Annotated in this window: 7 protein-coding genes and 1 pseudogene; 6 read left to right on the forward strand and 2 right to left on the reverse strand. The window is 67.1% G+C overall.

What is annotated here, in order from left to right; all coding sequences use genetic code 11:
* The first annotated feature begins 53 nt into the window (after nucleotides 1-53).
* Nucleotides 54-1,256, forward strand: a pseudogene (locus M3C25_RS12660) (arginine deiminase).
* A complete protein-coding gene (locus tag M3C25_RS12665) occupies nucleotides 1,214-1,345 on the forward strand; it encodes a DUF6458 family protein (RefSeq protein ID WP_259857103.1) in 132 nt (43 codons plus the stop codon). Before M3C25_RS12660 ends, M3C25_RS12665 begins: the two are co-directional and overlap by 43 nt.
* Nucleotides 1,346-1,408: 63 nt before the next feature.
* Here M3C25_RS12665 and M3C25_RS12670 read toward each other — a convergent pair whose 3' ends face one another.
* Nucleotides 1,409-2,365, reverse strand: coding sequence for an NAD-dependent epimerase/dehydratase family protein (locus M3C25_RS12670; RefSeq protein WP_259857095.1), 957 nt, complete (start codon nucleotides 2,363-2,365; stop codon nucleotides 1,409-1,411).
* A 208-nt stretch (nucleotides 2,366-2,573) separates the two neighbouring features.
* Here M3C25_RS12670 and M3C25_RS12675 point away from each other — a divergent pair, with 208 nt between their 5' ends.
* On the forward strand, nucleotides 2,574-4,067 hold the full coding sequence (locus tag M3C25_RS12675; protein ID WP_259857097.1) for a hypothetical protein: 1,494 nt from the start codon (nucleotides 2,574-2,576) through the stop codon (nucleotides 4,065-4,067).
* Between the two features lie 42 nt (nucleotides 4,068-4,109).
* On the opposite strand, the gene M3C25_RS12680 is transcribed toward M3C25_RS12675, so the two are convergent.
* The gene (locus tag M3C25_RS12680) at nucleotides 4,110-4,937 is read right to left on the reverse strand and encodes an enoyl-CoA hydratase (protein WP_102163103.1); all 828 of its coding nucleotides are present in this window, start codon (nucleotides 4,935-4,937) and stop codon (nucleotides 4,110-4,112) included.
* Nucleotides 4,938-5,066: 129 nt separating this feature from the next.
* On the opposite strand from M3C25_RS12680, the gene M3C25_RS12685 reads away from it, so the two are divergent.
* The 3 genes from M3C25_RS12685 to clpB all read left to right on the forward strand — a co-directional run bounded on the left by M3C25_RS12685 (nucleotide 5,067) and on the right by clpB (nucleotide 9,118).
* Nucleotides 5,067-5,573: a helix-turn-helix domain-containing protein gene (locus tag M3C25_RS12685; RefSeq protein WP_259857099.1), complete on the forward strand. Its 507-nt coding sequence runs from the start codon at nucleotides 5,067-5,069 to the stop codon at nucleotides 5,571-5,573.
* A 3-nt stretch (nucleotides 5,574-5,576) separates the two neighbouring features.
* Nucleotides 5,577-6,158, forward strand: a complete 582-nt coding sequence (locus tag M3C25_RS12690) for a PIN domain-containing protein (protein WP_259857100.1) — start codon at nucleotides 5,577-5,579, stop codon at nucleotides 6,156-6,158.
* Nucleotides 6,159-6,451: 293 nt separating this feature from the next.
* Complete coding sequence (gene clpB, locus M3C25_RS12695) at nucleotides 6,452-9,118, forward strand: ATP-dependent chaperone ClpB (protein ID WP_259857102.1); 2,667 nt, start codon at nucleotides 6,452-6,454, stop codon at nucleotides 9,116-9,118.
* Nucleotides 9,119-9,129 lie beyond the last annotated feature (11 nt).

Genomic DNA, 9,129 nt, shown 5'->3' on the forward strand with positions numbered 1-9,129 from the left:
AGCGTGCCTGCGGCCCAGTCGCGGCCGCACCGCTTTCCGAGATGCTCGCGGCCATGGATGCCACCGAGCTCACCGCGGTGCTCATCGGCGGGATCACCAAACGCGAGGTGGTCGACCGCGTCGCAGTGCCCGGCTCGCTGTGGCTGGCCGACCTGGATGACGGTGACTTCGTGCTGCCGCCGCTGCCCAACCACCTCTACAGCCGCGACGCCTCTGCCTGGATCTACGGTGGGGTGGCGATCAACTCGATGCGCAAGCGCGCCCGCTAACGCGAGACCATCAGCTACGAGGCCGTCTACCGCTGGCATCCCCGCTTCGCAGCCGCCGGCTTCGCCCACTGGAGTGCCGGCGGCGAATCCGGGATCGCGACCACCGAAGGCGGTGACATCTTCGTCCTCGGCAACGGCGCGGTCATGATCGGGATGAGCGAGCGCACCACCCCAGCCGGGGTCGAACGGCTCACCCGCACCCTCATGACCGCAGGAGCGGCTGAACGGGTGCTGGCGCTGCGGATGCCTGAGCGGCGGTCGTTCATGCACCTTGACACCGTCATGACGATGGTCGATGAGCGGACCTTCCTCTGCTACGGCGGCCTCGACCCGCTGCCGTCCTACCTCATCACCCCCGGCAGCCAGTCAGGCGAGCTGTCGATCACCGACTATCCGGCCGCGCAGATGCACTCGGCGATGGCCGAGGCGCTCGGCCGCGAGAGGATGCGCGTCCTCGTCCCCGACCAGGACCCCTACGCTGCTGAACGCGAGCAGTGGCACGACGGCCTCAATGTGCTTGCCGTCGCTCCTGGTGCGGTCATCGCCTACGCCCGCAACACCGGTGCCAACACGCTGCTGGCCGAGCACGGCATCGATGTCATCCCGATCGCCGGCACCGAACTCGGCCGCAGCCGCGGCGGGCCGCGCTGCATGAGCTGCCCGATCCTCCGCGACCCCCCCTGGCCAGTACCGACACTCCCAGCCCGCCGTCTGAGATCCCCGCGACCGGCACTTCGGGCACCGCAGATGCATCCGAAACGACTCAGATCACCGGTGCCTGCACACCTGTCATCACCAAACTCCGCCGGGTCGTTGTCTCAGGCGGGCACTTCGTCAATACTGAAACTGACCGAGTCGGGCGCGATCAGCGCTCCGGCGCGACAGAAACGGAGCAACCCATGGGATTCGGAGTCGGAGTCTTCCTCATCCTCATCGGCGCGATCCTGGCCTTCGCCGTCCGAGACGCCTGGAGCGTCATGGACCTGACGATGGTCGGCTACATCTGCATCGGCGTCGGAGTTCTCGCGCTGCTGCTGGCCTTCATCACCATGGCCAACCGGCGCCGCCAGCTCTAGGCCGCGTCACCAGCGCCATCAGCACCACAGACACTGAGGGGTCTGCCCACCTGGGCGGGCCCCTCAGTCGCGTCGCGGCACCCGCCCGGCAGCCGCACCCGAGCGGCGCAGCCCCTGCACACCCTCGATCCCGAGCATCCGGTGCATCCGCGACAGACTGTACGTCCGCTCCCGAGCCAGATTCCGCATCGCATGCCGGGTGTACGGCGGGCGGCGCTTCTTCCGGCGCGCCTTGCGCTCCGCGAACCACGCCTTGACAAGCGCAAGGTCGGCGGCGATCGTGTCGAGTTCGAGCGAGGGGTGGCCGAACCGCCCGAGGTAGGTGTTGAGCGCTTCGTGCACGACATAGGGCTGCGGGTCGCCGATGTTCATCGGCCCGTAGGCCTCCGGCTTCGTCAGCGCGGCATCGACGGCTGCGGTGAGCGTGTCGACGTGCGTCATCGTCATCGTGTGCCGCCCGCCTGCCGGCAGCTTGAGCACACCGCCCTCGGCCATCCGCTCCAGGATCGGCCACAGCGTCGTATCGTCTGGCCCGTACACGGCGTTCGGGCGCAGCACGAGCGTTTCGGGCCGCACCCGGGCGATGACCCGTTCGGCCTCGGCGCGGATGCGCTCATAGGCGCACAGGTACCGGTCCGGGTCGACCGGCCCGCCCTCCTCGTACAGGTAGCGGTGCGCATCGGCCGGCGCGTAGACGGCCGTGCTGGACAGGCAGATCATCCGCGGCTTGGGGAACGCGTCGAGCACATGGCGGGTGCCGGTGACGTTGACGGCCTGCAGCTCGTCCTCGCCCGCCCAGTCGTCGTCGATGACCGCAGCGTGGACGACGGCATCGGTGAAGCGCAGCCGGCCCCGCAGCTGCTGGGGAATCTCCTCGCGGATGTCCCACTCGTGGTGCTCGACCCCGCTGATCTGCGGGTCGGCCAGCCCGACGCTCGTGACCCTGCGACCGGATTCGGCCAGCCTGCGGGCGATCGCCTGACCGACGTAACCGGCAGCACCCGTGACGACGACTCTCACTTCGACTCCTCTCCTTGCGATCAGGCTAATGCGCCCGCCCGCGGCCTGCCGTCATTGCCCGCGCCGTGTCTGCTGTGACTCCCCTGAGCACCCCGTTCCCGAGGTGGTTCTCCCGTTCCCGAGGCGGTGGTCGCCGCTTGCAGACGGTGTGCCCGAACCGGCACATCGCTGTGACCGGACGGCCGGTGCCCGTCCATAGCCTGGAGGCATGAGCAGCACACCGCACCTTGATCTCCGGCCGCGACGACTCTGGATCGTTGCGGTGCTGCTGTGTCTGCTGCTCACCGGCGGTGCGCTGAGCGCGTGCACGCAGCCGGCGAAACCACTGCCGGAATCGACCTACGACGAGCTCGTCACGGAGATCGAGGGTCTGGCCGGCGTCACCGCGGTGACGCGTTCGGGCACCGACGTCACCGTCACCGTCGACGCAGACACCGATCCCGATGCCCTCGACGACACCGCGAAAGCCCTCCTCGCACGCGTCAACGACTACCGCTACCCGCAGGGACCACCGGAGGTGAGCGTGGAGTCCGGCCGGTTCACCGGCACCGTCGGGCACGTCGTCCACGATGTCACCACCAGCATTCCGCAGCCGGGACCGCTCAACCTCTCCCAGCTGCCGTTCCTCACCAGCCTGCCCGATGTCACGGGCGGGGAGATCGGCGAGAACATGAACGCCAGCGTCACGCTCGCCTTCGGCACCGACATGCGCAGCTGGCTCACCGACGCTGCCGCCGGTGAGCGCCAGCTCCTCCTCGGCGTGCGCCGAGCCGCGGCAGCAGACGAGGTCGAGCTCGTCGAACACGGCCCAGGCACCTCCGGCGGGGACGGAGACGACTGGGAGCCGAGCGTCACCGCCCGTGTCGACATGTCCGAACCAGGCGTCCAGGACGCCATCACCCGGTTCTACGACACCGCAGAGCAGGCCGGCAGCCTGCCCTTCACCGTCCAGTGGACGCACTCCCTCGAACGTCCCGATGCGACTGTGCTCGTCGAACACGATGCCGACATCCCAGACGTCCTCGACGTCTTCGCCGCCGAATACGGGGCCGGTGAGCTCTCTGACCTCACGGCGGGATCTGCTGAGGGGCTGCGCGTGGAGTTCGGCGACGGGCGGGCGGACGCTGACGCCTACTTCCAGGCCCGGGACCTGCTGGCCGAGCGCGGCATCACCGTCGAGCACATCGCCCTCAAGCGGCAGTCGATGGACGTCGTGACCCGCTCCAGCACCGAGCTGCGCGAGCTTGCCGACCTGCTCAGCGGCAGCACGTGGCCGCTGCCCGGCGACGTTGAGCTCAGCGTCAGCAACACCGCCTACCCGGACGACAGCTCGAGGTTTCCGGCCGCAGAGTGGCCGGCCCATGCCGACCTGCTGACCGCCCTGTGGGATGCCGGTTTCACCTCAGTGCGCATGTCGAACTACGTCGGCGGCACGGGCGCTGACTTCCGGATCGATCTCCACCAGACCGACAGCCAGGACCTCACGAGTGCGGTCAGCCAGGATGGGCTCATCGAGGTGCTGCGTGACACCGGCTGGGACGGCAGGGCGCTCATCACTCTGTCGACCGGCGGTCACCCCACCTTCACCGCGACCGAGCGCGGGAAGGCCAGAGGTGCCCGCATGTCCCTGCACGGAGTCGACCCGAAGCCCACCGGCTGGGCGAAGCGGTTCCTCGACCGCTTCGACGCCACCGCCGGCTGACCCCGCCCGGTCCCGGCTCGGCCGCCCGTCCCGCGACCTGGTTCAGGTGCCGTCCGTGCGGTGCTGCCACTGCGGCTGGCGCTTCGTCAGGAACGCATCGATGCCCTCCTGCGCATCGGGCATGACGGCATTGGCGGCCATCGTCTCTGACATCTGCGCGTACGCGCCCGGCGTATCGAGGTGAATCTGCTGGTAGAACGCCTGCTTGCCGATCGCCACTGTGGCAGCCGACGCCTCGGCGACCGTCTGCGCCACCTGCGAAGCGGCAGCAGCCAGCTCGTCATCGGCGACGACGTGGGAGACGAGCCCGAAGGCAAGCGCCTGCTCGGCATCGAGCAGGTCACCGGTCATGAGCATCCGCATCGCCGTCTTGCGCGGCACCGCCCGCGACAGCGCGACCATCGGCGTCGAGCAGAACAGCCCGATGCGCACACCCGGGGTGCCGAACCGGGCTGATTCGGCAGCGACTGCGAGATCGCAGGTGGCCACCAGCTGGCAGCCGGCCGCCGTGGCAACACCCTGGACAGCGGCGATGACCGGCTGCGGGATCGACTGGATGAGCAGCATGAGCTGCGAGCAGCGCTCGAAGATCTCCTGCTGCCGGGCATGGTCGGCCCCGCGGATCTCCTTGAGATCGTGGCCGGAGCAGAACACGTGCCCGGCAGTCGAGAGCACAACAGCGTGCACATCGGTGCGCTCGCCGATCTCGGTGAGCGCGTCGATGAGCGCACCCATGACCGGCATCGACAGGGCGTTGCGGGTCTGGGCGGCATCGATCATGACGAGGGCGACCGCGCCCTCGACGGTGACAGTGACAGGTGCATCAGTGGTGGCCGGTCCCGAGGCGGTGGTGGCAGATTCGTTCGTCATGGCACCAGTGTGACACCCGCCACGGACGCCTGCGCTTGTGGCGCTCTGGCGTCTGGTCAAAGATGCGGTTCTGCATCCGAAGGTATGGTCGATATGGCTGATTTGACCGTTTTGGGCGATAATATAGGCATGAGCAATACCAAGAACCGGGGTGCGCGAGACGAGCATGTCGTCGAACCTCCTGAGGATCTCCACGACATGCTCGAATTGGCGCGCTTCCTGGAGAATCAGCCTGCTCCAGCTGCGCTTCTGGGTCCGGACGGTGAACAGATCCCGTTGCCACTCCCTGCGTACGAGGTGCTCCGCAGGGTCGTGAGCGCGATGGAACGAGGAGCATCCGTCAGTATTGAGCCGATCGACAAGCAGCTGACAACACAACAGGCCGCCGATCTGCTAGGCGTAAGCCGGAATACCTTGGTACGTCTACTGGAAGAGCATGAGTTGCCGTTCGAGCGATTCGGACAGTCGCGGCACCGTAGGCTTCGGTTGCACGATGTTCTGGCGTATCGGGAACGCAAGCGCGCGGAACGCCGCAGCCGGCTGGACGAGCTGACTCGGCAAGCCGAAGAGGACGGTCTATACGATGTCGAGCCCGCGGCCTATCGGGAGGCGCTGGCTGAGGCACGGAAGTCGTGACTGATGTCGCGCTTCACAGTCTTCCTTGACGCATGCGTGTTGGTGCCCATTGCGCCGTGTGACACCTTGCTGCGTATCGCTGATGCGGGGACCTTTCGTCCCTTGTGGTCGGCCAAGGTTGTCGACGAGGCGCTAAAGGCGTTAGCGCGAATTCACCCAGAGGTGGACGAGAGTAGATTCCTCAGCCGATTTCGTTCGATGGACTATGCGTTTGAGGACGCCCTCGTCGAAGGATGGGAGCCCATTGAGCGAGCTGTCGAGTTACCCGACCCTGATGACCGGCACGTAGTCGCGGCTGCCCTCCGCGGTCGCGCTGATGCAATCATCACCGAGAACACCAAGGACTTCCCTGAAAGGGTTCTAGAACCTCTCGGGTTGGAAGCGATTCGGCTCGATGACTTCTTGCTGGATCAACTTGACCTGAGTCCGGGTGCGATCTGCCGAGTTGTGAAAGACCAAGCGGCTGCAATGAGGCGGCCGCCGGTCACCGTGGAGACCTTGCTCGCGAAGCTGTTGCGAAGTGGTGCGCCCCGTTTTGCCCGTGCTGTGTCAGATGTGCTGGTGGGTCAGACCAACTCCGACTGACTGTCCGATGGTCCCGACATTTTGCGCATGTGGGCCCGTCGGAAACCGATCTGCTGTGGCCTAAAGGGCGGTGCCCGTTGAGCTGATCGGGCCTTTGGCGAGCGCCTCACTCGTGCGACCACCGGCGTTGAGATGGGACTTTCGCAGCCTTCCTCACGGGTGGCGGACGCGCATCAAACCTCTCGAAAACCAGGGTTGAGTGGAATAGACTCAAGTTTGACGGTGTTGTGCTGATCAGAAGATTCACATTCATGCTGATCCGCGTCGGTATGCCGGCGCCGAAAGGAACTCCTATGGAAGCCAAGTTCACCACCAAATCGCAGGAGGTGCTCTCCGCAGCGGTCAAGGATGCCGTCACCCGCGGCAACTCGCAGGTCGAGCCGGCTCACCTGCTCGCGGCACTGCTCAGCCAGCCTGAGAGCATCGCCGCCGCCCTGCTCGAGCACATGGGCGCCGACCCGGCCGCCATCCGGGCAGAGGCTGAGCGGACCGTCGCCGGTCTGCCGTCGGCGTCGGGCTCGTCGGTCTCCCAGCCCCAGCTGTCCCGTCAGGCACTGCAGCTCATCAACAACGCCGAACAGGAGATGCAGGCCCTCGGCGACCAATTCGTCTCCACTGAGCACCTGCTCATCGCCGCCGCCGCTGACACCGGCGAGGTCGGCCGGCTGCTGACCAGCCAGTCCGTCACCCGCGACGGCCTACTCACCGCCCTGCCCGAGGTGCGCGGCGGCAGAAAGGTCACCGGCGAGAACCCCGAGGACACCTTCCAGTCCCTGGAGAAGTTCGGCGTCGACCTCACCGCCCAGGCCCGCGAGGGCAAACTCGATCCGGTCATCGGCCGTGACTCGGAGATCCGCCGGGTCGTGCAGGTGCTCTCGCGCCGCACAAAGAACAACCCGGTGCTCATCGGCGAACCCGGCGTCGGCAAGACCGCCGTCGTCGAAGGCCTCGCCCAGCGCATCGTCGCCGGCGATGTGCCCGAATCGCTGCGCAACAAGAGCCTCATCAGCCTCGACCTCTCCGCGATGGTCGCCGGTGCGAAGTACCGCGGTGAGTTCGAGGAGCGCCTCAAGGCTGTGCTCGAGGAGATCAAGTCCTCCGACGGCCAGGTCATCACCTTCATCGACGAGCTGCACACGCTTGTGGGTGCCGGTGCCTCCGGTGACTCCTCGATGGACGCCGGCAACATGCTCAAGCCGATGCTCGCCCGCGGTGAGCTGCGCATGGTCGGTGCCACCACGCTTGATGAGTACCGCGAGAACATCGAAAAGGATCCCGCGCTCGAACGCCGCTTCCAGCAGGTGTTCGTCGGCGAGCCGAGTGTCGAGGACACCATCGCGATCCTGCGCGGGCTCAAGGAGCGCTACGAAGCCCACCACAAGGTCACGATCGCCGACTCCGCACTCGTGGCCGCGGCCAGCCTGTCGAACCGCTACATCGCCGACCGTCAGCTGCCGGACAAGGCCATCGACCTCGTCGATGAGGCCGCCAGCCGGCTGCGCATGGAGATCGACTCCGCTCCCGTCGAGATCGACGAGCTCTCCCGCGCCGTCGACCGGCTGAAGATGGAGGAGATGGCCCTGGCCAAGGAATCCGATCCGGCCTCGGTCGAGCGCCTGGCCGCCCTGCGCGAGGACCTGGCTGACAAGCAGGAGGAGCTCGCCGGTCTCAACGCCGCATGGGAGAAACAGCGCGCGGACATCAACCGCGTCGGCGAGCTGCGCGAGAAGCTCGACGAGCTGCGCTCGCAGGCCGAGATTGCCCGCCGCGACGTCGACCTGGAGAAGGCCTCGCGCCTGCTCTACGGCGAGATCCCGGCCGTGGAGAAGCAGATCGCCGAAGCCGAGGCGGCTGAGTCCAGGGCCGGTGCGCAGACGATGGTCGGCGACCAGGTCACTGAGAACGACATCGCCGAGGTCGTCGCAGCCTGGACCGGCATTCCCGCCGGCCGGCTGCTCGAAGGTGAACGCGAGAAGCTCCTGCATGCTGAGGAGTACATCGGCCGCCGGCTCATCGGCCAGCAGTCTGCTGTGCGCTCGGTCGCCGATGCGATCCGCCGTTCGCGCGCCGGGGTCTCGGACCCGAACCGCCCGACCGGTTCGTTCCTGTTCCTCGGCCCGACCGGTGTGGGCAAGACCGAGCTGGCGAAGGCGCTTGCCGACTTCCTCTTCGATGACGAGCGCGCGCTCGTGCGCATCGATATGAGTGAGTACGGCGAGAAGCACTCGGTCTCCCGTCTCGTCGGTGCGCCTCCCGGATACGTCGGTTACGAATCTGGTGGTCAGCTGACCGAGGCGGTGCGCCGCCGCCCGTATTCGGTGGTGCTGCTTGATGAGGTGGAGAAGGCCCACGCGGATGTCTTCGACATCCTGCTGCAGGTCCTCGACGACGGTCGCCTGACCGACGGCCAGGGCCGGACCGTGGACTTCCGCAACACGATCCTCATCCTCACCTCGAACCTGGGCTCGCAGTTCCTGGTCGACCAGACGCTCGACGTCGAACAGCAGCACAAACAGGTGATGGGTGTGGTGCATTCGGCGTTCAAGCCCGAGTTCCTCAACCGGCTCGATGACATCGTCATCTTCGATGCCCTCAGCCAGGACGAGCTCGCCCGGATCGTCGACCTGCAGATCGCTGCCATGCAGGCCCGGCTCACTGAGCGCCGGATCAACCTGGAGATCACTCCGGCGGCCGCCGAGTGGCTCGCCCGGGAGGGTTACGACCCGGCCTACGGCGCTCGCCCGCTGCGCCGGCTCGTCCAGCGTGAGATCGGCGACCGGTTGGCTCGCGAGATCCTTGCCGGTGCTGTGCGCGACGGCGACACCGTGCGCGTCGATCGCCCGGACACCAGCGCCGAGGCGGGCGCTGGGGAGGGTCTGACCCTCACCTCTGTCACGGGAGGCGAGGCTGACGATGACGGGGATGATCCCGAGATCATCGATGGCGAGGTCATCGACTGACCCTCGGCAGA

The organism is Brevibacterium luteolum, assembly GCF_025147615.1.
Classification (GTDB): Bacteria; Actinomycetota; Actinomycetes; order Actinomycetales; family Brevibacteriaceae; genus Brevibacterium; species Brevibacterium luteolum.